Raw genomic sequence first — 24050 nt, 5'->3', positions numbered from 1 at the left:
GTGACCATGAGCTTCCGTTTCGTCCATGCCGCCGACATCCACCTCGACTCGCCGCTGCGCTCGCTGGCGCTGCGGGCGCCCGAGGTGGCCGAGCTGATCGGGACCGCCACCCGGCAAGCTTTCGTCGGCATCGTGGACCTGTGCCTGGCCGAGCGGGTGGACGCGCTGCTGCTGGCGGGCGACCTGTATGACGGCGACCAGACCTCGATGACGACGGCCCGCTTCCTGGCGCAGCAACTGGGGCGGCTGGACCAGGCGGGCGTGGCCGTCCACATCATCCGCGGCAACCACGACGCGCTGTCGCGGATCACGCGGGAACTGGTGCTGCCGCCTTCGACCCATGTTTACACCCACCGCGCCGAGGCCGTGTCGCTGGATCGTCCGCCGGGCGCGGTCCCGGTGGTCCTGCACGGGCTCAGCTTCCGCGAGCCCCGGGCCGAGGCCAGCCTGCTGGGCGATTATCGCCCGCCGGTGTCGGACGCAGTCAACATCGGCCTGATGCACACGAGCCTGGGCGGCGCGCCCGGCCATGACCCTTACGCGCCCGTGACGCCCGCCGACCTGGGGCGGTCGGGCTTCGACTACTGGGCGCTCGGGCATATCCACAAGCCCTCGCGACAGGTGGTCGGACGCACGCAGGTCGTCATGCCCGGCATCCCGCAGGGGCGCGACATCGGCGAGGCCGGGCCGCGCGGCGTCGTGCTGGTCACCGTGGCCCCCGACCGCACGATCACCGTCGAGGACCGGCTGACCAGCCTCGCCGAATTCGCTACGGTGCCCGTGGACGCGACGGGCGTGGCGGACTGGGCCGCGCTGGTCCGGCGCCTGCGCCACGCGCTGGAAACGGCACGGGAAGAGGCGCGTTCCCCGCATCTGGTGGCGCGGGTGGTGCTGACCGGGGCCACGCCGCTCGCCTGGCGCATCCGGCGCGACCTGGACCTGCTGCTGGCCGAGGCCCAGGCGGCGGCCGAGGCCACCGGGCGCACCTGGATCGAGAAGCTGACCTCGAGCTGCACCTTGCCGGAGGAGGAGGCGCCCGCCGCCGACGGCTCGCCCCTGGTCGCGCTGCGGCGGCTGATCTCGGGCGAGGTGCTGGGCTCGGAAGCCTTTGCCGCCGACCTGACCGCCGCCGCGCAGGAACTGATCGGGCAGCTTCCGCCCGAGTTGCGCGGGGCCTTCGGCGAGGACAAGGGCGCGCTGGACCGCACGCTCGCCGACCTCGCCCGCGAGGGCGCCGACGAGGTGGTGGCACGGCTTGTCCCCGACCGGGCGGACGGCGCGGACTGATGCGGCTGCGCCGACTGGACCTGACGCGCTACGGGCGCTTTACCGACCGCAGCCTGGACTTCGGGGCAGCGGAGCCGGGCCGGCCCGACCTGCACATCGTCCACGGGCCGAACGAGGCGGGCAAGTCCACCCTGTTGAACGCCTGGCTGGACCTGCTCTTCGGCATCCACGCGCGCAGCAGCTACAACTTCCTGCATCCCTATGACGCGCTGCGGATCGGGGCGGTGCTGGACCTGCCGGATGGCCAGCGGGAACTCGTTCGCGTCAAGAAGACCCGCGAGTCCCTGCTCGATCCCGCCGGGCGGCCCGTGTCCGACGGGATGCTGCGGGCGGCGCTCGGCGGGATCGAGCGGAAGGACTGCGCCGACATGTTCGCGCTTGACGCGGGCAGCATGGAGGACGGAGGCGAGCTGATCCTGTCCAGCAAGGGCAACCTCGGCCAGCTTCTGTTTTCGGCCAGCGCGGGGCTGGCGGAACTGGGCGACAGGCTGGACGGCCTGCGTGCCGAGGCAGACGCCTTCTACAAGAAATCCGCCCGTAAAGGCACCCTCAAGGACATGCGCGGCGAGTTGGAGGCGCTCGTGGCCGAACGCAAGGCGCTGGACGTGCAGGCGGCCGAGCACCGTGCGCGGCGGCAGACGGCCGACAAGGCCGAGGCCGAGCGCGACGCCGCAGCCGAGGCCCATGCGCGCGCCGCCGCTGCTCGCGAGGCCGCGAAAGCTGCGCTGGAGGCGCTGCCCTGGCTGGCCGAATGGAGCGCCATCGACGCGGAGCTTGCGCCGCTGGAGGAACTGCCCGACGTGCCCCCGGCCTGGCCCGCGCGGGTGGCCGCGCTGCAAGCCGACGACGTGGCGCTGCGGACCGAAGCCGCCTTGGACGCCGAGCGGCGGCAGGCATTGTGTGCCGCGCTGGCGGCGCTGGTGCCCGACGACACGGCGCTGGCGCAGGCCGAGGCCGCGGGCTTCGACGAGGACCTCAAGGCGCGCTGGATCGCCGCGCGCGACGACTTGCCCCGCCGCCTGCAGGAGCTTGCCGCCGCCCGCCAGCGGATCGAGGGACTGGGTCGCCAGATCCTGCCCGACGCGGATCCCGCAAGTCTGGAGGTCGGCGCCGGGACGCTCGACCGGCTGGCCGAGCTGATGACGGCGCATGAGGGGCTGTCGGCGCGGCTCGCCTCGGCCCGGGCCGAGGTGGCGGCGCGGGTGGACGAGCTTGCGGCGGCGGGCGGCCCCTTGGACGACGAGGGCGCGGAGGACGGCACAACAGCACTGCGCGAGGCGCTAGCGCCCCTGCGCCGCGCCGATCTGGCGGGCCGGCGCGATGAGGCGCTAGCCAATGCCGCCGAGGCTGCCGCCCGCCTTGATGCGGCACTGGCACGGCTGGCGCCTTGGAAGGGCGACGCGGCTACGCTGCGGGCGCTTGAAGTGCCTTCGACCGAGCGGCTGGGGACCTGGGCGGCGCGGCTCGACGCTGCCACCGCCGTGCGCGACACGGCAGCCCGCGTGGCCGCCGACCGGGCCGGGGAAGCGCGGCGCCGGGCGGCCGAGCGTGACGGGCTTGCCGACAGCATCGGCCCCGCCGATCCGCAGCGGGTGGCCGAAAGCCGCGCCCGCCGGGACGCGGCATGGGAAGCGCATCTGGCGGCGATGGACGCCGCAACCGCCCGCGCCTTTGCCGAGACGATGGAGGCGCATGACCGCGCCGTGTCCGCCCAACTGGACCGCGCCGCCGACATCGGCCGGCTTCACGGCGCGCGCGAGGATGCCGCGACGGCCGAGCGGCTGGCCGAGGCCGCCGCGCGCGATCTCGCAGTTGCCGAGGCGGCGCTGGCCGAGTTGCGCGCCACCCTGGCCGCCCGCGCGGGCGCGATCCTGCCCGGCCGCGACCCGGCCGATCCTCTGGCGGACCTGTCCGGCTGGCTTGCCCGGCACGAGCGGGCGCTGAACCTTGCCGACGAGGCCGAGGCTGCCGCCCGCGCCGCCGAGCGTGCCGAAGCCGAAGCGGCACAGGCCGAGGAGGCCTTGCGCACCCAACTGGAGGCCGCAGGCGAAACCCCCGAGGGCGAGTTGCGCGCGCTTGCCGCCCAAGCCCAGCGCTTGCTCGACCGCCACGAGGCGGAGGCCGCGCGCCGGGCCGAACGGCTGCGCCTGACGCGGGAACTCGCCGCCCGCCGGCAAGCCGAGGCGGCGGCGCGGCGGGCGCTGGACGACTGGCAGCGCACCCTGACCGAGGCCTGCGCCCCGACCTTCCTGGCCGAGGCCCCGCCCGATGCCGCCCGGCTGCGCGCCCTGCTGTCCCCGTTGCGAGAGCTTGGTGCAGCACTGGCCGTGACCGAGGACCTGCGCCACCGCACCGAGGCCATGCAGGAGGACCAGCACCGTTTTGCAGACGCCGTGGACGCGCTGGCCAGCGCGCTGGACCTGCCCCCCGGCGACCCGCTGGCCCGCCACGCCGTCGCCGCTGCCCGGCTGGCCGAGGCCCGCCGCACGGCCGAGCGCCGCGCGACGCTGGCTGAGGACCTCGCCCGGGCAGATGCTGCCCGCCATGCACTGGCCCAGCGCCGCGCGCGGCTGGACGTTGAGGCGGCGACCATCACCGCCCATCTGGGCGCCCCGGACCTGACCCATGCCCAGGCGGCGCTGGCCCGCATCGCCCGCCGCGCCGAACTGCGCGACCGCGCCGCACGCCTGGATGCGCAGATCCGCGCCGCTCTGGGTGTCCCCTCGCTGGATGAGGCGCGCGCGCGCCTTTCCGGCACCACACCCGACGAATTGCGCGCGGCCTTGGTCCGGGCCGAGGATGCTCAGGCCGAGACCGAGGGGCGGCTGGAATCCGCCCGCGCCGCCCTTTACGCCGCCCGCCACGCGCTGGACGCGGTCACGGGCGACGACCGCGTGGCGAGGATCGAGGCCCGCCGCCGCGCCCTGCTGATCGGGATCGAGGAGGAGGCCCGTGCCTGGCTGCGCCTGCGGGCGGGGGTGATCGCCACGGACCACGCGCTGCGCAGCTATCGCGACCACCACCGCAGCGGGATGATGGCCCGCGCCTCGGACGCCTTTGCCGCCATCACGGGCGGCGCCTACCGGGGCCTGACCTCACAGCCGGGCGAGGGAACCGAGCGGCTGATCGCCGTCGCGGCGGATGGCGGGTCCAAGGAGCCGGGGGCGCTGTCCAAGGGCACGCGCTTCCAGCTTTACCTCGCGCTGCGCATCGCGGGCTTCCACGAATGGACGGGGGCGCATGGGCCGGTGCCGGTGATCGCCGACGACATCATGGAAACCTTTGACGACACCCGCACCCGACTGGCGCTGAGGGCGCTGGCCGAGATGTCGCGGTCGGGACAGGTGATCTACCTGACCCACCACCGCCATGTCTGCGAACTGGCGCGCGAGGCCTGCCCCGAGGCCCGTATCCTGGAACTCGGCCCCTAGGCCGCCAGCGCCGCCCGCAGGTCCCAGTCCAGCCCCTGCAGCCGGTCCCACATGACCGGCGCGCCCGCCAGCAGCTTGCGCGCGGCCATGTGCCGCCCGGCCTGATTCACCGCTTCGACCGCGATCAGCCGCTCGTCGCGGAAGGCCAGCACCGTATCCACCGCGCCCGTGGCGTCGGTCAGGACATGGGTATCGTCCCAGCCGGTGGACAACCCCGCGATCTGCAGCTTGAGCGGCCCCTGGTCCGACCAGAACCAAGGCAGCGCGTCATAGGGCGGCTGCCCGGCCCCGGTGATCGTGCGGGCGACATGGCGGGCGTGATCGACCGCCGCCTGCACCGATTCCAGCCGCGTGGCGATCCCCCCCAGCGGGAAGTTCGCGCAATCGCCGATGGCGAAGATGCGCGGGTCGCTCGTGCGCAGGTGTCCGTCGACGACGATGCCGTTGGCGACCGCAAGCCCGGCTTCGGCGGCAAGTTCCATGTTCGGGCGGACGCCCACGGCCAGCAGGACGAGATCGGCCGCGACCTCCTGACCATCGGCCAGCGCGACGCCCTCGGCCGCCCTGCCGCCCAGGACGGCGGTGCCGAGCGCGCCCAGGCGGACATCGACCCCCGCCGCGCGATGGAAGTCCAGGAAGCGCTGCGAGATCGGCGGCGTCACGGCACGGGACATCAGCCGGTCGGCGGCCTCGATCACGGTGACATGGATGCCGCGCGCGGCGGCGACGGCCGCAAACTCGAGCCCGATGAAGCCGCCCCCGATCACCGCGGCGCGGCGGACGCCCTCGGCCATGGCGCGCAGCCGGGCGGCATCGGCCAAGCCGCGCAGCTCGTGCACGCCGGGCAGGTCGATCCCGGGCAGCGGCGGGCGCAGGTTGCGCGCGCCGGTCGCCAGCACGAGATGATCGAAGCCCAGCCGCTCGCCATTGTCCAGCACCACCTCGCCCGCCGGCCGGTCGATCCCGGCGACAATGATGCCGGGACGGTAATCGATGCCGGCCGTTTCGAAAAACGAGGCGGGCTTCAGCGCCAGCCGGCTTTCGTCACCGTCCTTCATGTAGGCCTTGCTCAGCGGCGGCCGCTGGTAGGGCAGGCCGGGCTCGTCCCCGAGCAGCGTGACGGGTCCGGCGAAGCCTTCCTGCCGCAGGCTGGCCGCGACCTGCAGGCCCCCCTGCCCCGCGCCCACGATCACCACCCTGTCCGACATGCCTGTCCCCGCACCGCTCGATCGCGCGGACTTTGGGCAAGGGTCGGGTCGGGCGCAACCCCTCAGGTCCTACAGCGGCCAGCCGCCCCGGCGCATGGCCGCCAGCATCCGCGCGTCCGCGTTGGGCGCCTGCGCGTCGATCGCCTGCGACTTGAGGAACCAGTGAACATAGCGGTCGAGCGGGGGAGAGGCCTTGGCCGCCCGGGCCAGCGCGGCCCCGGCACCCAGGTCGGCCACGTTCAGGGCCACGTGGTGAAAGTCGATCTGCGCGAACAGGACCGCAGGCTTGCCCAGGATCATGCCATCGAAGGCGACCGCACTGTTCTGGGTGGCGACAAAGGCGCAGTCCCGCAGCAACGCCATGGTATCGCCACCCAGCACCAGCTTCGGATGCCGGGCCGCCAGCCGGTCCAGCGCGGCATGGTCGGCGGCATCGTAGCTTTCGGACGGATGGAGCGTCGCCACCACCGGGCGACTGGTGCGGCAGACCGCCTCCAGCATCTCGATGGGGCTCATGGTCTGGAAGGACCGGGTGCGGCGCAGGTGGCCCTGCAGCGGCACAAGGACGTGATCCCCGCGCCGGGGCTCGGGACCCGGCAGGACGCGGGCGCGCAAGCGGCGGACGAAGGCGGCGGCCTCCTCGGCATCCACCGCGTCGGGGTCGAACCGCGCCTGCGCCACGGCAAAGCGCCACCGCTCGGCCACGGGCTCGATGCGCCAGAAGGGATAATGATAGGCGCGGCGCAGGGTCAGGGTGCGGGGATGGCGGGGCTGCTTCATGTGAAGCAACGCGTAGTCGCCCGGAGGGGGCGGGTTGTCCTGCGCGTGCGGCGAGGCGCGCTCGAACAGTACGCGCCAGCCCTGCGCCTGGACCGCACGCGCCAGCACGGCCATCGCCGGAAAGGTCCCCGCCCGCGCCGTGCGCAGCATCTGCCCGTGAAGATAGACGCGAAGGGTGGGGGGCGGCGGCATGGCGGCAGCGTAATCGGCGCGCCCGCGTTGCGGAAGCGGGCGCGCGCCCATATCTGGGGCCCGCAAGACCAAGAAGGGGAAGACAGCATGACCACGATCCTGGCGGTGCGCCGCGGCAATGAGGTCGTCGTCGCGGGCGACGGGCAGGTCAGCGTGGGCCAGACGGTGATGAAGGGCACGGCGCGCAAGGTCCGCCGCCTGTCGCCCGGCGGGCGCGACGTGGTGGTGGGCTTCGCGGGCTCGACCGCCGACGCCTTCACCCTGCTGGAACGGCTGGAGCGCAAGCTGGAATCCGCGCCGGGCCAGTTGCAGCGCGCCTGCGTCGAACTGGCCAAGGACTGGCGCACCGACAAGTACCTGCGCAACCTGGAAGCCATGCTGATCGTCACCGACGGTGCGCAGGTCTATGTCGTGACCGGCGCGGGCGACGTGCTGGAACCGGAACATGACGTGGCCGCCATCGGCTCGGGCGGGAACTTCGCGCTCGCGGCGGCGCGGGGGCTGATGGAAAGCAACCTCGACGCCGAGACGGTCGCCCGCCGCGCCATGGCCATCGCGGCCGACATCTGCGTCTACACCAACGCCAACCTGGTGGTGGAGCGGATCGCCGCCTGAGCGCAGACTTGGTCGGGAAGACCGGCTCAGCCCTCCGCGCCGGCCTCTCCGACCAGCACCGCCCCTGTCCAGGCGCCGTCCCGCACCAGGCCGCGCAGCGTGTCGCGCGCCAGTCCCAGCACCGCCGCGACCGCGCCCGTCACCGGGCGCCGCGCGGCATGGGCCAGGTGCACGTGGCGGCGCAACTGCGGGTCGCGGATCGGCCAGACCTGCAGCGCGCCCTGCGCCGCCTCGGCCGCGACCGCGTTGCGCGGCAGGATCGACCAGCCCATCCCCTCGGCCACCAGCGCCTTGATGTTCTGGTAGGAATCGACGTCGATCAGCGTCGCGAGCGGCTGGCCCAGGGTGGCCGCCTGCGCGTCCAGCAGCGCGCGCAGCCCGTGGCCGTCGCCGGGCAGGATCAGCCCGGCCCGCAGCGCCGTGACCAATGGCAGCGCCCCGTCCGGCATCTCGGCGGCCCGCGCGGGCGCGCCGATGACCACCAGTTCCTCCTCCAGCAGCCGCTCGGTCAGGATGCCCCGCCCGCCGGCCTCCTCGTACAGCACGGCGATGTCGATGCGCCCTGCCTCCAGCCAGTCCAGCACGAAGCCGCTCATCGCCTCGGCCACGCGCAGTTCGATCCGGGGATGACGGGCGCGGACCGCCCGGATCAGCGGCACGGCGAGGATCTGCCCAATGGTCCCCGGCAGCCCCAGCCGCACCAGCCCCGCCGGGTCGTCGCGCTGACCCCGGATCTCCTCCTCGGCTAGAGCCAGCTGGTCCAGCATCAGCCGCGCGTGCCGCGCCAGCGCCTGCCCGGCTTCCGTCGGCTGCACCCCCTTCGGCGTGCGCAGCAGCAACGCCGTGCCCAGATGCGCTTCCATCCGCCGCACGTGGCCCGACAGGGCGGGCTGGGCGACGCGCAGCACCTCGGCCGCGCGCGTCAGGCTGCCCTGCTCGACGATCGCCAGGAAATAGCGCAGCTGCCGCAACTCGATCATCCATATCGCTCCGTTATGGCGGGCAGACGCATCATGTATTTGGCTTATCGCTCTCGCCAGCCCTAATCTGCCGCCCAGCGACAGGAGGCCCGCGATGATCGCCCAGCCCGCCGACCAGTATCAGGACATCCGCGACGCGGTGCGCGCCCTTTGCGCGCAGTTCCCCGACGACTACCACCGCCGCGTGGACGAACAGCGCGCCTATCCCGAGGAATTCGTCGAGGCCCTGACCCGCGCCGGCTGGATGGCCGCCCTGATCCCCGAGGAATACGGCGGCTCGGGCCTCGGCCTCGCCGAAGCCTCGGTCATCATGGAGGAGATCAACCGCTCGGGCGGCAACTCGGGCGCCTGCCACGGGCAGATGTACAACATGAACACGCTGGTCCGGCACGGGTCCGAGGAACAGCGCCGGACCTATCTGCCGAAGATCGCCTCGGGCGAATTGCGGCTGCAGTCCATGGCCGTGACCGAGCCCACCACGGGCACCGACACCACCCAGCTTCGCACCACCGCTGTCCGCAAGGGCGACCGCTACGTGATCAACGGCCAGAAGGTCTGGATCAGCCGGGTCCAGCATTCCGACCTCATGATCCTCCTGGCCCGCACCACCCCCCTGTCCGAGGTCAGGAAGAAATCCGAGGGCCTCTCGATCTTCCTCGTGGACGTGAAGGAGGCGGTGAAGGGGGGCATGACCGTCCGCCCGATCCCCAACATGGTCAACCACGAGACCAACGAACTGTTCTTCGACAACCTGGAAATTCCGGCCGACAGCCTGATCGGCGAGGAAGGCAAGGGCTTCAGGTACATCCTGACCGGGCTCAACGCGGAACGCACGCTGATCGCGGCCGAATGCATCGGCGACGGCTACTGGTTCATCGACCGCGTGACGAAATACACCAGCGAGCGCACGGTCTTCGGCCGCCCCATCGGCCAGAACCAGGGCGTCCAGTTCCCCATCGCCGAAAGCTTCATCGAGATCGAGGCTGCCAACCTCATGCGCTGGGAGGCCTGCCGCCTGTACGACGCCCGCCAGGATTGCGGCGCCCAGGCCAACATGGCCAAGTATCTCGCCGCGAAAGCAAGCTGGGAGGCCGCGAACGCCTGCCTGCAGTTCCACGGCGGCTTCGGCTTCGCCGCCGAATACGACGTCGAACGCAAGTTCCGGGAAACGCGCCTTTACCAGGTCGCGCCGATCTCGACGAACCTGATCCTGTCCTATGTGGCCGAGCACGTCCTCGGCCTGCCGAGGAGCTTCTGATGCGTCCCCTCGAAGGCCTGACCGTTGTCGCCATCGAACAGGCGGTGGCCGCGCCCTTTGCCACCGCGCGGCTGGCCGACGCGGGTGCCCGCGTCATCAAGATCGAGCGTCCCGAGGGCGATTTCGCCCGCGGCTACGACTCGGTCGCCAAGGGCCAGTCCAGCTATTTCGTCTGGCTCAATCGCGGCAAGGAGTCGCGCGTCCTCGACCTGACCACGCCCGAAGGCAAGGACGCCCTGACCGCCCTGCTCGACGGCGCCGATGTGCTGGTCCAGAACCTCAAGCCCGGCGCGCTGGGGCGGCTGGGCTTTCCGCCCGAGCGGCTGGCCCGCGACTGGCCGAGGCTCATCACCTGCTCGATCTCGGGCTACGGGGAAAGCGGGCCGATGGCCGACCGCAAGGCCTATGACCTGCTGATCCAGGCGGAATCGGGCCTGTGTTCCATCACCGGCGGCCCGGGCGAACCCGCCCGCGTCGGCATCTCCATGGTGGACATCGCCACCGGCGCGACCGCCCATGCCGCGATCCTCGAGGCACTGATCGCGCGCGGCGTCACCGGCCGGGGCGCGGCGATCACGCTGTCGATGTTCGACGTGCTGGCCGACTGGCTGACCGTGCCGCTGCTGCAGCACGAGGGCGGCCAGACGCCCAGGCGCGTGGGCCTCGCCCATCCCTCGATCGCGCCCTACGGCGTCTTCCGCTGCAGGGACGGGGCCGAGGTGCTGATCTCGGTGCAAAGCGATCGCGAATGGCGCAAGCTGGCGGAAATCTTCCTCGGCCAGCCCGGTCTCGGCAGCGATCCCCGCTTTGCTACCAACACCGCCCGCGTGGCGAACCGCCCGGAAACCGACGCGGCCGTCGCCGCCGCCTTCGCCGCCCGCAGCCTGCCCGAGGCCACCGCCGCCATCGAGGCCGCCGACATCGCATTCGCCACGGTCAATGACATGGACGGCCTCTCGCGCCACCCGCATCTGCGGCGTATCACCGTGGACACGCCGAACGGCCCCGTCAGCTATCCCGCCCCCGCGCCCGTCTTCGCGGGCGAGATGCGCGACTACGGCTCCGTTCCCGGACTGGAGACAGCATGACCGACCTGGACATCGACCACCTGCGCCAGTGGATCGGCCGCGAGGAAACGAAATCCGAGCTGCTGACCCCCGCCGCCGTGGACCGCTTCAACGCGACCTTCGACTTCACGGGCGAGCCCCGCGACGGCGACGCGGCCCCGGTGATGATCCACCTCTGCCTCGCGCCGCCTGCCGCGCCGACGGCGCAGCTCGGTCCCGACGGCCACCCGGCGCGCGGCGGCTTCCTGCCCCCCGTGCCCCTGCCCCGCCGGATGTGGGCGGGCGGCAGCTTCGCCTTCACCGGCGACATCCGCGTGGGCGAGACGGTCACGCGGCGTTCCACCATCCGCGACGTTTCCGTCAAGCACGGCCGCACCGGCACGCTCTGCTTCGTGATCGTGGACCACCGCATCGACAGCAACGGCCGCGAGGCTGTCCGCGAGCGCCAGGACATCGTCTATCGCGGCACCGACTCCGCCCCCGCGAAGCCCGCCGAGCCTGCCCCTTACGGCGCCCACCGCCGCCGGGTCGAGCCCTCGGCCGCGCTCCTGTTCCGCTACTCGTCCCTGACCTTCAACGGCCACCGCATCCATTACGACGCGCCTTACGTCCGCGATGTCGAGGGCTACCCCGGCCTGATCGTCCACGGCCCCCTGCAGGCCACCCTGCTGGTCCAGTTCGCCGAGAAACTGCGCGGCCGCCGCCCTGCCCTTTTCGAGTTCCGCAGCCTTTCGCCCCTGTTCGACGACGCCGACTTCACGCTGAACGCGGCCGAGGACGGGGAGGCGCTGAGCCTCTGGACCTCCTACGCGGATGGTCCCGTCGCCATGCAGGGGCGCGCGACCTGGTGACTTGGCGTTTCCGCCCCGGCTGCATAAGTCGGCGGCACGGAAACCCTGAGGACGCCATGACCGACCTGACCCCCCGCGAGATCACCGCCGAGCTTGACCGCTTCATCATCGGACAGGCCGAGGCCAAGCGTGCGGTGGCCGTGGCGATGCGCAACCGCTGGCGCCGCCAGCAGCTGGCCGACGACCTGCGCGACGAGGTCTATCCCAAGAACATCCTGATGATCGGCCCGACCGGCGTCGGCAAGACCGAGATCTCGCGCCGTCTGGCGAAGCTCGCCCACGCCCCCTTCGTCAAGGTCGAGGCCACCAAGTTCACCGAGGTCGGCTATGTCGGCCGCGACGTCGAACAGATCATCCGCGACCTGACCGACGCCGCCATGGTCGAGACGCGCGAGCGGATGCGCGACGCCGTCAAGTCCCGCGCCCGCGAGGCCGCCGAGGCCCGCGTGATCGAGGCACTGGCCGGCGAGAACGCCCGCGACCAGACCCGCGAGCTTTTCCGCGGCAAGCTGCGCCGGGGCGAACTGGACGACACCGTGATCGAACTGGAACTGAACGACACCTCGAGCCCCCTCGGGATGGAGGTTCCCGGCCAGCCCGGCATGGGCCAGATGATGGACCTCGGCGCGCTGATGAAAGCCTTCGGCGGCCGCCGCGTGCGCCGCAAGGTCACGGTGGCGCAATCCTACGATCTGCTGATCGCCGAAGAAGCCGACAAGCTGCTGGACGACGAGCAGATCAAGGCCGCCGCCCTCGAGGCCGTGCAGCAGTCCGGCATCGTCTTCATCGACGAGATCGACAAGGTCTGCGCCCGCGCCGAGACCCGCGGCGGCGACATCAGCCGCGAGGGCGTCCAGCGCGACCTGCTGCCGCTGATCGAGGGCACGACGGTCAGCACGAAATACGGCCCCGTCCGCACCGACCACATCCTGTTCATCGCGAGCGGTGCCTTCCACGTGGCCAAGCCCTCGGACCTGCTGCCCGAGCTTCAGGGCCGCCTGCCGATCCGCGTCGAACTGCGCGCGCTCACCGAGGCCGACTTCGTCCGCATCCTGACCGAGACCGACAACGCCCTGACCCTGCAATATGCCGCCCTCATGCGGACCGAGGGCGTCGAGGTCAGCTTCACCGCCGACGGCATCGCGGCGCTGGCCCGCATCGCCGCCGAGGTGAACGGCAGCGTCGAGAACATCGGCGCCCGCCGCCTCTACACGGTGATCGAGCGCGTCTTCGAGGACCTCTCCTTCACCGCCCCCGACCGCAAGGGCGAGGCGATCACGGTCAACGCCGGTTTCGTCGAATCCCAGCTTGGCGACCTCGCCCGCTCGGCCGACTTGTCGCGCTACGTGCTGTAAGGGGAACCCCGGCGCGGCCAGCCCGTTGACGCAACAACGGGCCGGTCGCGCCCCCTCACTCACGGAGCCATCCCGATGAACTTCTTCGGCAGCATCTTCGGCCTGATCATCTTCGTCCTCGACATCTGGGCCATCGCCTCGATCATCAACTCGGGCGCCACGGGCCGTAGCAAGATCATCTGGGTGCTGGTCGTGGCGATCCTGCCGGTCGCCGGGCTGATCGCCTGGTGGATCGCAGGGCCGAAGGCGAAATACGGGGGGCGGAGGTGAGGGAGGCGGGTAGCGCATTTACCGAGCGTCTGGTCGGTTCTCGATGATTGTGTAGTAAGCTAGGACCGAACTGGTCTTGGCCTTTGAACGTCCACAAGGCGGAACGAAGCTGCTGTTCGGTGCACTTCTATTGTTGACGATAGAACTTTTCAGCGTTTTCGATTGTGGCGGGTGACTAGGTGACGTCCGGAGGTTGCTTTCGTCGGGCCAGAAGCTTGATTAGCAGACGGTCACCCTTTTGGGTGATGCCCCAGTAGCTTCCCCTATCATTAACTCCACGCTTCTTTATGCCTTGAGTTATCAATCCGAGGGCACGGAACTGTACCAGTATTTCACTCCAACACTCAACGGCCAGCGTGACGCTCAAGACTTCGTTCTCAGTATGGTGCAGTGAGTTAAACCTAGAAATCAGATTGATCAACTTATCTTCGGTCGTTTCGTTGATCAACGCTGGACCTATATCTCGAAAAAGCTCATTCCAAGACACGCTAACATGCCAGTTGGCTTCAATCCGGTTCCACTCCACATCACGTTCACGTCGCCACCCGTAAACGGTTACTCTATCGTCTCCTGATTCAAGACTATCATCATCCTCCTCGGCCTTCTGAGCCTCAAGCTGCTCCTGGAGCCGCTGATTTTCTTCTGAAAGATCATTAATCCGCTCCAAAAGAGAAATGGGGGAGGAGCCGTCGTTCCGTATCCAACCGGGCCGAGGAGAAATCTTTATCTCTCTAACCAATGAGCGCGACACAAGGCCACCTAGTTCTGAAGGAGTTTTCCAGCTCCTTATGGGATGAATAGCCATAACTTCAGACCGGAAGGAATCGAGTTTTTGACGCGAACCCGCATCCTTCTCTGTCTTTCCCACTGGAATGCTCTCGGGTTCGCCGTGGACAAACGCCAAGACGGGTAAACCTATCTCCTTTGCGTAACGATACTCTTTTTCTGTGTAACTCATACCTTCAGGGGTCATGGATCCGTAACGTCCCCCGATGATAAGAATGTAGTAGTCACACTCATCTATAACACGCTTGATCACATCCCATTGCCCCTCGTTGGATGCAACAAACGCCTCCATGCCGGTCGGGATGCAGTCTAACTCCCAGATCGCTTGAATAACTTCCGCCCTCTCAGCGGCGAGATCCGTGAACGTAGAGCTGACAAAAACTTGGTAACGAACAGAATAAGACAAAATCTTCCCACGTATCTCTAAATGAAGCCTCACGTCACATGGCACAAAAAAGGCTGACGACAAAGGCTAAAAGATCGCCGCGCCACTTTCAGCACGGCTGGGGCATCTGCTGTAGGTTCTTCGTGTCTATTGCTCACCTGACGAAGAACTTCGATTTCCTTTGAACGAAGCACCGGATCGTGCCGGCGGCCCGCCCGTACCATGCTCCACCCGGATCAACCCCTCCACTTGGAACCCCCGGTCCACCGCGATCCCCACGAGCTGCCGGTATAGCTCCTCCTCCATTCCCGGCTGGCGGGCGAGGATCCACAGGTAGCCCCGGTCCGGGCCCGAGATCATCGCCCACTGGTAGCCCTCGTCCAGGGCGAAGACGTGGTAGCCGCCGGGAAAGCCGGGGAAGAAGCTGACGGCGAGGCTCGCCACATCCGGGGAGCCCTTGAAGCGGGCGGTGCCCTCGACCGACTTGCGGCGGCCGTTCCTGACGCCGCTGTTGATTACCCGCACGCTGCCGTCCGCGTTCAGCGCATAGTCGGCGGTCACGTCACTCATGCCGCGCTCGAAGCGGTGGTTCAGGCGCGCGATCTCGTACCAGCGGCCCATGTAGAGCCGGGCGTCGAAGCCGGTAACGGGCTCGATGCCCCTCGGCACGCGGGTCATGATCGCGCGCGAGGCGGCGGAGAGGGCGGCGAGGGCGGCAAGCCCCGTGGCGATGGTGCGGATACGCATGGGTGAACCTCCGTCAGTCGGGGGTCCAACGCCCCGAGGGGGCAAAAGGGTTGCGTCTGCATCACCCGTGCATCGGATGTGCATCGGTCGTGCATGGTCCGTGCGGGGAACGGGATCAGAACAGCGGCGGCGCCGAGAAGCTCATCGTCGCGTTGCTGTCGGGGTGCCGCAGCCGCAGCGACTCGGCATGCAGCATCAGCCGCGGGTGGTCGGCGGCGGGTCCCTCGGCGTAAAGCGGATCGCCCAGGATCGGATGCCCGAGGCTCGCCATGTGGACCCGCAGTTGGTGGCTGCGCCCGGTCAGCGGATAAAGGCGGACGCGGGTCTCGGCGTCGGAGGCGCGGATCACCCGCCAGTCGGTCTGCGCCGGGCGGCCCTCGGCATGGTCCACCTTCTGCCGCGGCCGGTTCGGCCAGTCCACGATCAGCGGCAGGTCCACCCGGCCTTCCTTGCCCTCAAGCCGACCCCAAACCCTTGCCACGTATGCCTTTTTCACCTGCCGCCGCTCGAACTGCTGGCCGAGGTGCTTCTGCGCGTGCGGCGTCAGCCCGAAGACCATGATGCCCGAGGTGTCCATGTCCAGCCGGTGCACCAGCAGCACCGTCGGAAAGGCCCCGCGCAGCCGGTTGATGAGGCAGTCGGCCCGGTCCTCTCCCCTGCCCGGCACGGACAGAAGGCCCGCGGGCTTTTCCACCACGAGGATCTGGTCGTCATGGTGGATCAGGCGGGGCTGTTCCTGGGTCGGCTGATAAACGAAGCTCATGGCCCCGACTTAGCGGGCGACCAGCCGCACCGCCAGCCCGGCGAACATCACCGCCGCGATGCGGTTGAGGATGCCCAGCCGCCCCGCCAGCCGCATCCCCAGCCAGCCCGCCGCGATCCCGTAGGCCATGGTGATCAGCGTGCCGGTGAAGGCGAAGATCAGTCCCAGACCCAGCAGCTGGTGCCAGACCGGCCCATGCGCAGGACTGGTGAACTGCGGCAGGAAGGCCAGCAGGAACAGCACCGGCTTGGGGTTCAGCACGTTCGACAGGATGCCCCGCCGGATCACGTCGCGCGAGCGCACCACCGGCCGCGCCGAGGGGTCCGGCGCGGGCGCGGTCCAGGCCTTCCACGCCAGATACAGCAGGTAGCCTGCCCCGATCCACTTGATCGCCGACAGCGCCTCGGGGTGGGCGGCGATTACCGCGCCCAAGCCCAGCGTCGTCATCGTCACGTGGAACAGCACGCCGATGCCAACGCCCAATCCCGCCAGCGCCCCGGCCCTTGGCCCACCCTGGATGCCCGAGGCGGTGGCGAAGAACACGTCCTGCCCGGGCGCGGCGTTCAGCACCAGCCCCCCCGAGATAAAGGCCAGAAGTTGCGGCAGGGGGATGTTCCCCAGCGTGTCCCAGATCATTCCTGTCCGTCCTGCGGCACGCCGTCCGCGATCTCGTAATAGTCGCCCTTGTCGCCCACCCAGATGTGGCGCTGCAGGTGCAGGCCGGTGGGCGGCTCGATGCAGCCCAGCGCCACGTCGGTCTCGCCCCGGCCGAAGGCGCGCCAGAAGATCGAGCTGCCGCAGGTGTCGCAGAAGCCGCGTTCGGCCTTGTCCGAGGACTTGAACCAGCGGAGGTGATCCTCGCCCTCGATCTCCAGCCCGTCGTCGGGGACGGGGACGGCGGCCCAGACATGGCCGGACCAGCGGCGGCACTGGCTGCAATGGCAGGCGGCGATGTCGTCCAGCTCGCCCCGGATGGTGGCGCGGACCGCGCCGCAGAGGCAGCGGGCGTGGCGCGTGGTCATGACTGCGCCTGCTGCGGCAGGCCGTCGGCGATGTCGTAATAGTCGCCCTTGTCGGCCACGTAGATATGTCCTTCCAGCCGCAGTCCCGTCGGCGGCGTGATCGCGCCCGCCGAGACGACCGTGCGGCGCGAGCCGACCTCGCGCCAGAAGAGCGACGATCCGCAGTTCGAGCAGAAGCCGCGCTCGGCCTCCTGGGACGAGCGGAACCAGCGCAGCGGCTCGCCCTCGATCAGCGGATCGCGCAACTCGGCACCGGCCCAGAAATGCCCGCTCCAGCGCCGGCATTGGGAACAGTGGCAGGCGCCGACCGGTTCGGAGGTCAGCCGCCCGGTGAAGTGGACTGCGCCGCAGAGGCAGGCGCCGCTGATCTCAGAGCGTTCCGAAGACATCGCGCATCATCCCTTCCAAGGCCTCGGCATCGGCTTCAGTGAACGCCTCCGGCCGGTCACTGTCGATATCCAGCACGCCGATCAGCCGATCATTCGCGCCGATCACCGGCACGACGATCTCGGACCGGGTCGAGGAGGAGCAGGCGATATGGCCCGGGAATGCCTCGACATCCGGCACAAGCTGCGTCTGGCGGGTGCGGGCGGCGGCTCCGCAGACCCCCCGCGAGAAGGGGATCACCAGGCAGCCGTGGCCGCCCTGGTAGGGGCCGATCTTCAGCACCTCGGGTCCGGTCACGCGGTAGAAGCCGGTCCAGTCGAAACGCGCGTCGGCATGGTGCAACTCGCAGGCGACGGTGGCCATCAGCGCGACCTCGTCGCTTTCGCCCTCGGTCAGGGCGCGGATGCGGGCGGAAAGCTCGGTGTAATCTGTCATGCGCGCCACGCTACAGCCGCGGCCTTCGGCGGAAAAGGGGCGGCGCGCTGGACTGTCGCGGCCCGTGACGCTAGGGACGGCGCGACTCCCCGGCTTGCCATCGAAGGCCCGTCCCATGACCGACCGCATCGACCTGCGCCGCGCGCTGATTTCCGTCTCGGACAAGCAGGGGCTTGTCGACTTCGCCAAGGCCCTGGCCTCGCGCGGGGTCGAATTGCTCTCCACCGGTGGCACGGCCAAGGCCCTGCGCGACGCCGGGCTGGACGTCCGCGACGTTGCCGACGTCACCGGCTTCCCCGAGATGATGGACGGCCGCGTCAAGACGCTGCACCCGGCCGTCCACGGCGGCCTTCTGGCGCTGCGCGACAATGCCGAGCACCGCGCCAGCATGGAAGAGCACGGAGTCGCCCCGATCGACCTGCTGGTGGTCAACCTCTATCCCTTCGAGGAAACGGTGGCGAAAGGCGCAGCCTACGACGACTGCATCGAGAACATCGACATCGGCGGCCCGGCGATGATCCGCGCCGCGGCCAAGAACCACGCTTACGTCACGACAGTGGTGGACGTGCAGGATTACGACGCCGTGCTGGCGGAACTGGACGCCAACGGGGGCGCCACTACCCTGCCCTTCCGCAAGCGCATGGCGCAAGCCGCCTATGCCCGCACCGCCGCCTATGATGCGGCCGTCTCGACCTGGATGGCGCAGGCCATCGGCGAGGAAACCCCGCGCCGCCGCGCCTTCGCCGGGACGCTGGCGCAAAGCCTGCGCTATGGCGAGAACCCGCACCAGGCCGCGGCCTTCTATACCGACGGCTCGGCCCGTCCGGGCGTGGCCACCGCGCGGCAGTGGCAGGGCAAGGAACTCTCCTACAACAACATCAACGACACCGACGCGGCCTTCGAACTGGTGGCCGAGTTCACCGAAGGCCCCGCCGTCGCCATCATCAAGCACGCCAACCCCTGCGGCGTGGCCCGTGCCGAGACGCTGGAACAGGCCTATCGCCGCGCCTTCGACTGCGACCGCACCTCGGCCTTCGGCGGCATCGTCGCGCTGAACGGGCGGCTGGACGCACCCACGGCCCGCGCCATCGCCGAGATATTTACCGAGGTCGTCATCGCGCCCGAGGCGGACGACGAGGCCCGCGAGATCTTTGCCGCCAAGAAGAACCTGCGCCTGCTGACGACCGGCGGCCTGCCCGACGCCCGCGCGGGCGGGCTGACCTTCCGGCAGGTGGCGGGCGGCTTCCTCGTCCAGACCCGCGATAACGGGCATGTGACGCAGGCTGACCTGCGCGTGGTGACAAAGCGCCAGCCCTCCGAGGCGGAGCTTGCCGATCTCATGTTCGCCTGGACCGTCGCCAAGCACGTCAAGTCGAACGCCATCGTCTATGCGCGTGACCGCGCCACCGTGGGCATCGGCGCGGGGCAGATGAGCCGGGTCGATTCGACCCGCATCGGTCGCCGCAAGTCCGAGGACATGGCCGAGGCCTTGGGCCTTGCCGCCCCGCTGACCGAGGGTGCGGCGGTGGCATCCGACGCCTTCTTCCCCTTCGCGGACGGCATCGAGGCCCTGGCCGCGGCGGGCGCCCGCGCCGTGATCCAGCCTGGCGGGTCCATGCGCGACGAGGAAGTGATCGCGGCGGCCGACCGCCTCGGCCTCGCCATGGTCTTCACCGGACAGCGGCACTTCCGCCACTGATGAGCGACGACGCCGAAGCCCCCAAGCCGAAGAAGCCGCGCCGCAAGATCGCGGCTACCGCCGGCGACGCCGTGCCCCCGGCTGCGGTGCCGGCCGGCAGCGCCCCCAAGCGCCGCCGCAAGCCCCCGGCGCCGCCTGCTCCTGCGCCGCGACCAACCAGCCTCTGGTGGGCGGCGGGTACGGCACTGGTGATCCTGGCGCTGGACCAGCTGACGAAATGGATCGTGGTCCATGCGCTGAACCTCCCCGAGGTGCAGGCCATCGACGTGATCGATCCCTGGCTGAACCTGCGCATGGCCTGGAACCAGGGGGTGAACTTCGGGCTCCTGTCCTCGGATGTCGAGGTGATGCGATGGGTGCTGATCGCTGTGGCCGTGGTGATCTGCGCCTGGGTCGCGGTCTGGCTTTTCCGCGCGCGCCCCAGGCGGCTGGCACAGGTCGCGGCCGGGCTGCTGATCGGGGGGGCGGTGGGCAATGTCATCGACCGCCTGGCCTATGGCGCGGTCGCGGATTTCCTGAACATGTCGCTGCCCGGCTGGCGCAACCCCTACAGCTTCAACGTGGCCGACATCGCGATCTTCGCGGGCGCGCTGGGGCTGGTCTTCCAGCCGGGTCCGGCCACCCCTGCCCCGGCCCCCGACAAGAGCCGTGACGACCGGCGCAAGACACGCTAGAAGGGCCGCGACGCTTTTCCTTGGGTGGTGCCATGCGGGCCTTTCTGCTGACCCTTTCCGTGCTGGCGCTTGCGGCCTGCGGCAACGACGGACGGCTGATGAACCTGTCCGGTTCGGACGACGGCCCCGAGGAATTCGCCATCGTCCCCACCCGGCCGCTGGAATTGCCGCCCGACCTCGCGCAGCTGCCCGCGCCCACGCCGGGCGGCGCCAACATCACCGACCCGAACCCGGCGGGCGACGCCATCGCCGCCCTGGGGGGCAATCCGGGCCACCTGGCCCAGCAGGGCATCGGCGCGGGTGACGGGGCGCTGGTCACCTATGCGGGCCGCGCGGGCGTGACCCCCGGCGTGCGTCAGGTCACGGCCGCCGAGGACCAGGCCGTGCGCGCCCGCCGCGGCCGCCGCCCGCTTGAGGTTCTGGGTCGCGTCAACGTCTACCAGCGCGCCTATGAGCCGCAGACGCTGGACAGTTGGGCCGAGCAGGACCGCTGGCGCCGCGCGGGCGCGCAGGTTCCGGCCGCGCCCCCCACCGCCTCGGACCGGTAAAGTCCCGCTCACCACCGCTTGACCGGGGCCCCGCTTGCGCGCGGCTTCCGATGCGACCAACCTGCGCCGGCACCCGCAACCCCGGAGGCCGCCCGATGATGCGCCGCACCCTCGCCTTCCTGCTGGCCACCGCCGCCACCCCGGCCCTGGCCGAGATGCCCGCGGGCGTCAGCCATTTCACGCTCGACAACGGGCTTGAGGCGGTGGTGATCGAGGATCACCGCGCCCCGGTCGTGGTCCAGATGCTGTGGTACCGGATCGGCTCGGCCGACGAGGTGCCGGGCAAGTCGGGGCTGGCGCATTACCTGGAACACCTGATGTTCAAGGGCACCGAGAAGCTGGACGCGGGCGAGCTGTCCAAGACGGTCACCGCGAACGGCGGCATGGACAACGCCTTCACCAGCTATGACTTCACCACCTATTTCCAGCGCATCGCCTCGGACCGGCTGGACCTGGTGATGGGAATGGAGGCCGATCGCATGGCAAACCTGCGGATCGGCGAGGACGACTGGCAGGCCGAGCGGCAGGTCGTGCTGGAGGAACGCGCCCAGAGGACCGACAGCGACCCCCGCGCGCTGTTCGGCGAGGAACGCTCGGCCGTCCAGTTCTACAACCACCCCTATGGCCGCCCCGTGATCGGCTGGCGGCAGGAGATGGAGGCGCTGACCCGCGAGGATGCGCTGAAATGGTATGACGACCATTACGCCCCGAACGTGGCCGTGCTGGTCGTCGCGGGCGACGTGACGGCGGACGAGGTGCGGGCCCTGGCCGAGAAGCACTATGGCCCGATCCCGCCCAAGCCCGATGCCCCCCGCGACGCCCGCCCGCAGGAGCCCGAGCAGCGGGCCGAGCGGCGCATGACCATGACCGACCCGCGCGTGCCCCAGCCCGTGCTGACGCGCAGCGTGATCGTGCCCGAACGCAACCCGGGCGACCAGAAGACCGCCGCCGCGCTCAGCGTGTTGGCCGAGCTGCTGGGCGGCTCGCCCCAGACCTCGTTTTTGGGCCAGCGGCTGGTGCTGACCGGGCAGGCCCTGGGCGTGGGCGCCTGGTATGACGGGCTCAGCGTCGATCCGACGACCTTCACCGTGACGATGGCCTATGCGCCCGGGACGGACGACGCTGGGGCCGAGGCTGCGCTGGATGCAGCGATCCGCGACTTCCTGGCGCAGGGGCCCGATCCGGCGCATCTGGAACGCGTCAAGACGCAGCTGCGCGCGGCCCGCATCTATGAACGCGATTCAGCCCATGGGCGGGCCTATGACTATGGCCAGGGCCTCGCCGTCGGCCTGACGGTCGAGGACGTGAACGACTGGCCCGACATCCTTGCCGCCGTGACGGTCGAGGATGTCCGCGCCGCGGCCGAACGGGCCTTGGGCGGCCGTGCCGGCGTCACGAGCCTGCTGAAGCCTGCCCCGACCGGAGAAGTGGGCACGGTGCAGGCAGCCGCCGAAACGGACGCTGCCTCCGTCGCGGTGCCGGGCGCGGCGGCAGGTGGCCCTGCCCCGGTTACGGCCGATGCGGATGCGGCCCTGGCGGACTCGCCGGAGGAACTGGGCACCCCGCCCATGGCCCTGGATGCGACCGCCGGGGCAGCGCCCGTTCCCGCCGACACGCCGCATCCCGCGCAACCGGCCCCGGCCTCGCCCGCCCCTGCGGCGCCCGCGAGCGATCCCGCGCAATCCCCGGCACCGGAGCAGACCCGATGATCCGCAGCTTCCTTTCCGCCATCGCGCTTTCGCTTCTTGCGGCGCTGCCCGCCCACGCCATCGACATCCAGGAGGTCACCTCGCCCGGCGGCATCACCGCCTGGCTGGTCGAGGACGATTCGATCCCCTTCGTGGCGCTCGAGATCGCCTTCCGGGGCGGCGCCTCGGTCGATGCACCCGACAAGCGCGGCGCGATCAACCTGATGACCGCGCTGCTGGAGGAAGGCGCGGGCGACCGCGACGCCGTGGCCTTCGCGCAAGGGATGGAGGAGCTTGCCGCCTCGGCCGGCTTCGACGTCTCGGACGACGCGGTCAGCATCAGCTTCCGCGCGCTGACGGAAAACCGCGACCAGGCCGCGGACCTGCTGGCCGACGCGCTGGTCCGCCCCCGCTTCGACGCCGACGCGATCGAGCGGGTGCGCGCGCAGGTCCAGTCCTCGATCCGCGCGCAGGACAGCGACCCGCAGGCGATCGCCTCGAAGGAGATGGCGCTGCGGATGTGGGGCGACCACCCCTATGGCTCGGTCATCAGCGGGACCGGGCAATCGGTGGCGGGCCTGACCCGCGACGACCTGCTGGCGGCCAAGGACCGGGTGCTGGCCCGCGACCGGGTGCTGGTTTCGGCGGCGGGCGACATCGACGCCGAAGCCTTGGGGCTGCTGATCGACCGCATCCTGGGCGGCCTTCCGGCCGAGGCCACGGCGCCGCTGCCGCCGGACGCCGAGCTGAAGGTGACCGGCGCGACCGAAGTGATCGACTGGGACAGCCCGCAGACCGTGGTCAGTTTTGCCCAGCCCGGCCTGCCGATGGACCATCCCGATTATTTCGCGGCCTTTGTGCTGAACCATATCCTCGGCGGCGGCGGTTTTTCCTCGCGCCTGATGGAGGAGATCCGCGAAAAGCGTGGCCTGACCTATGGCGTGGGCACGGGCCTGTCGAACATGGTGCTGGGCGAGACCTGGGCAGGCGGCATGGCCACCGCCAACGACCGCACGGGCGAGGCCGTGGCGCTGGTGCGCGAGGTCTGGGGCGCGATGCGCGAGGGCGTGACGGACCAGGAGCTGCGCGACGCCAAGACCTACCTGACGGGCGAATATCCCCTGCGCTTCGACGGCAACCGCCGGATCGCGGGGATCCTGTCGGGGATGCAGCTGATGGGAATGCCGCGCGACTACGTCAACACGCGCAACCAGAAGATCGAGGCCGTGACCGCCGCCGATGTCCAGCGCGTCGCCCGCGAGGTGCTGGACCCCGGGAAGCTGGAATTCGTCTTGGTCGGCCGCCCCGAGGGGATCTGAGCGCCGCTTATGAAAAGGGCACAGGAGGGGTTTCCCGTCCTGCGCCCTTGCATCGTCCGTGCGGGTCTTCGGCTCAGGGGTTGACCTGAACCGCGCCGGTGCCGCCCAGGACCGCGCCTGCGGCCGCCCCCACCGGGCCGCCCACGACGGCGCCCGCGCCCGCGCCGGTCGCCGCGCGCTCGGTCATGTTGTCGCCGCAGCCGGCCACGGCCAGCGTCAGGCCGCAGATCAGGATTGCTGCCGTCTTCTTCATGATGATCTCCTGCGAATTGTGAACGTCTGCTGCACTTGACAACGACGCAA

At 70.2% G+C, this 24050-nt stretch carries 24 protein-coding genes; 13 read left to right on the top strand and 11 right to left on the bottom strand.

The window, feature by feature from the left end; all coding sequences use genetic code 11:
* The first annotated feature begins 6 nt into the window (after window positions 1-6).
* A complete protein-coding gene (locus tag BLQ03_RS12445) occupies window positions 7-1287 on the top strand; it encodes a metallophosphoesterase family protein (protein ID WP_090756575.1) in 1281 nt (426 codons plus the stop codon).
* On the top strand, window positions 1287-4718 hold the full coding sequence (locus BLQ03_RS19030) for an AAA family ATPase (protein WP_090756573.1): 3432 nt from the start codon (window positions 1287-1289) through the stop codon (window positions 4716-4718). Before BLQ03_RS12445 ends, BLQ03_RS19030 begins: the two co-directional genes overlap by 1 nt.
* Here the strand turns inward: BLQ03_RS19030 and BLQ03_RS12435 are convergent.
* Both BLQ03_RS12435 and BLQ03_RS12430 read right to left on the bottom strand, forming a co-directional pair.
* Window positions 4715-5926: an NAD(P)/FAD-dependent oxidoreductase gene (locus tag BLQ03_RS12435; RefSeq protein WP_090756571.1), complete on the bottom strand. Its 1212-nt coding sequence runs from the start codon at window positions 5924-5926 to the stop codon at window positions 4715-4717. The two genes, BLQ03_RS19030 and BLQ03_RS12435, sit on opposite strands and share 4 nt — an antisense overlap.
* 69 nt (window positions 5927-5995) lie before the next feature.
* Window positions 5996-6949 carry a hypothetical protein gene (locus BLQ03_RS12430; RefSeq protein WP_245688878.1) on the bottom strand — a complete coding sequence of 318 codons (954 nt, stop codon included), beginning with the start codon at window positions 6947-6949 and terminating at the stop codon, window positions 5996-5998.
* A 36-nt stretch (window positions 6950-6985) separates the two neighbouring features.
* Between BLQ03_RS12430 and hslV the strand changes: the two genes are divergently transcribed.
* Window positions 6986-7513 (top strand): ATP-dependent protease subunit HslV, encoded by a 528-nt coding sequence (hslV, locus tag BLQ03_RS12425; protein WP_090756569.1) that lies wholly within the window; start codon window positions 6986-6988, stop codon window positions 7511-7513.
* Window positions 7514-7539: 26 nt separating this feature from the next.
* Here the strand turns inward: hslV and BLQ03_RS12420 are convergent, their stop codons facing one another.
* On the bottom strand, window positions 7540-8493 hold the full coding sequence (locus BLQ03_RS12420; RefSeq protein WP_090756567.1) for a LysR family transcriptional regulator: 954 nt from the start codon (window positions 8491-8493) through the stop codon (window positions 7540-7542).
* A 94-nt stretch (window positions 8494-8587) separates the two neighbouring features.
* Here BLQ03_RS12420 and BLQ03_RS12415 point away from each other — a divergent pair, with 94 nt between their 5' ends.
* From BLQ03_RS12415 to BLQ03_RS12395, 5 genes are all read left to right on the top strand, one after another.
* The gene (locus tag BLQ03_RS12415) at window positions 8588-9751 is read left to right on the top strand and encodes an acyl-CoA dehydrogenase family protein (protein WP_090756565.1); all 1164 of its coding nucleotides are present in this window, start codon (window positions 8588-8590) and stop codon (window positions 9749-9751) included.
* Window positions 9751-10839 (top strand): CaiB/BaiF CoA transferase family protein, encoded by a 1089-nt coding sequence (locus tag BLQ03_RS12410; RefSeq protein ID WP_090756563.1) that lies wholly within the window; start codon window positions 9751-9753, stop codon window positions 10837-10839. Before BLQ03_RS12415 ends, BLQ03_RS12410 begins: the two co-directional genes overlap by 1 nt.
* Entirely contained in the window at window positions 10836-11669 is an 834-nt protein-coding gene (locus BLQ03_RS12405; RefSeq protein ID WP_090756561.1) for an HTD2 family dehydratase, read from the top strand. The genes BLQ03_RS12410 and BLQ03_RS12405 overlap by 4 nt, the downstream gene beginning before the upstream one ends.
* Before the next feature lie 56 nt (window positions 11670-11725).
* Window positions 11726-13024 carry an ATP-dependent protease ATPase subunit HslU gene (gene hslU / locus BLQ03_RS12400; protein WP_090756559.1) on the top strand — a complete coding sequence of 433 codons (1299 nt, stop codon included), beginning with the start codon at window positions 11726-11728 and terminating at the stop codon, window positions 13022-13024.
* 75 nt (window positions 13025-13099) lie between these two features.
* A complete protein-coding gene (locus tag BLQ03_RS12395; RefSeq protein ID WP_090756557.1) occupies window positions 13100-13294 on the top strand; it encodes a PLD nuclease N-terminal domain-containing protein in 195 nt (64 codons plus the stop codon).
* Window positions 13295-13469: 175 nt separating this feature from the next.
* Here the strand turns inward: BLQ03_RS12395 and BLQ03_RS12390 are convergent, their stop codons facing one another.
* The 7 genes from BLQ03_RS12390 to BLQ03_RS12360 all read right to left on the bottom strand — a co-directional run bounded on the left by BLQ03_RS12390 (window position 13470) and on the right by BLQ03_RS12360 (window position 17819).
* Window positions 13470-14486 carry a DUF4062 domain-containing protein gene (locus BLQ03_RS12390; protein WP_175558863.1) on the bottom strand — a complete coding sequence of 339 codons (1017 nt, stop codon included), beginning with the start codon at window positions 14484-14486 and terminating at the stop codon, window positions 13470-13472.
* 126 nt (window positions 14487-14612) lie between these two features.
* Complete coding sequence (locus BLQ03_RS12385) at window positions 14613-15212, bottom strand: lipocalin family protein (RefSeq protein ID WP_217629726.1); 600 nt, start codon at window positions 15210-15212, stop codon at window positions 14613-14615.
* Between the two features lie 115 nt (window positions 15213-15327).
* Window positions 15328-15975 (bottom strand): RluA family pseudouridine synthase, encoded by a 648-nt coding sequence (locus BLQ03_RS12380; RefSeq protein ID WP_090756549.1) that lies wholly within the window; start codon window positions 15973-15975, stop codon window positions 15328-15330.
* 9 nt (window positions 15976-15984) lie between these two features.
* On the bottom strand, window positions 15985-16611 hold the full coding sequence (locus BLQ03_RS12375; protein ID WP_090756548.1) for a LysE family translocator: 627 nt from the start codon (window positions 16609-16611) through the stop codon (window positions 15985-15987).
* The gene (locus tag BLQ03_RS12370) at window positions 16608-16997 is read right to left on the bottom strand and encodes a GFA family protein (protein ID WP_090756546.1); all 390 of its coding nucleotides are present in this window, start codon (window positions 16995-16997) and stop codon (window positions 16608-16610) included. The genes BLQ03_RS12375 and BLQ03_RS12370 overlap by 4 nt, the downstream gene beginning before the upstream one ends.
* Window positions 16994-17386, bottom strand: coding sequence for a GFA family protein (locus BLQ03_RS12365; protein WP_090756545.1), 393 nt, complete (start codon window positions 17384-17386; stop codon window positions 16994-16996). Before BLQ03_RS12365 ends, BLQ03_RS12370 begins: the two co-directional genes overlap by 4 nt.
* Window positions 17367-17819 (bottom strand): GAF domain-containing protein, encoded by a 453-nt coding sequence (locus BLQ03_RS12360; protein WP_090756542.1) that lies wholly within the window; start codon window positions 17817-17819, stop codon window positions 17367-17369. Before BLQ03_RS12360 ends, BLQ03_RS12365 begins: the two co-directional genes overlap by 20 nt.
* A 115-nt stretch (window positions 17820-17934) precedes the next feature.
* Between BLQ03_RS12360 and purH the strand changes: the two genes are divergently transcribed.
* From purH to BLQ03_RS12335, 5 genes are all read left to right on the top strand, one after another.
* A complete protein-coding gene (gene purH, locus BLQ03_RS12355; RefSeq protein WP_090756539.1) occupies window positions 17935-19518 on the top strand; it encodes a bifunctional phosphoribosylaminoimidazolecarboxamide formyltransferase/IMP cyclohydrolase in 1584 nt (527 codons plus the stop codon).
* Window positions 19518-20192 (top strand): signal peptidase II, encoded by a 675-nt coding sequence (gene lspA, locus BLQ03_RS12350; RefSeq protein ID WP_090756537.1) that lies wholly within the window; start codon window positions 19518-19520, stop codon window positions 20190-20192. Before purH ends, lspA begins: the two co-directional genes overlap by 1 nt.
* A 32-nt stretch (window positions 20193-20224) precedes the next feature.
* On the top strand, window positions 20225-20740 hold the full coding sequence (locus BLQ03_RS12345) for a DUF3035 domain-containing protein (protein WP_090756535.1): 516 nt from the start codon (window positions 20225-20227) through the stop codon (window positions 20738-20740).
* Between the two features lie 95 nt (window positions 20741-20835).
* Entirely contained in the window at window positions 20836-22449 is a 1614-nt protein-coding gene (locus BLQ03_RS12340) for a M16 family metallopeptidase (RefSeq protein ID WP_245688877.1), read from the top strand.
* Window positions 22446-23747: a M16 family metallopeptidase gene (locus tag BLQ03_RS12335; protein ID WP_175558862.1), complete on the top strand. Its 1302-nt coding sequence runs from the start codon at window positions 22446-22448 to the stop codon at window positions 23745-23747. Before BLQ03_RS12340 ends, BLQ03_RS12335 begins: the two co-directional genes overlap by 4 nt.
* Window positions 23748-23820: 73 nt before the next feature.
* Here BLQ03_RS12335 and BLQ03_RS12330 read toward each other — a convergent pair whose 3' ends face one another.
* Complete coding sequence (locus BLQ03_RS12330; RefSeq protein ID WP_090756533.1) at window positions 23821-24000, bottom strand: hypothetical protein; 180 nt, start codon at window positions 23998-24000, stop codon at window positions 23821-23823.
* Window positions 24001-24050 lie beyond the last annotated feature (50 nt).

Source organism: Paracoccus chinensis (genome assembly GCF_900102885.1).
Classification (GTDB): Bacteria; Pseudomonadota; Alphaproteobacteria; order Rhodobacterales; family Rhodobacteraceae; genus Paracoccus; species Paracoccus chinensis.
This window is presented reverse-complemented; position numbering and strand designations above follow the sequence as displayed.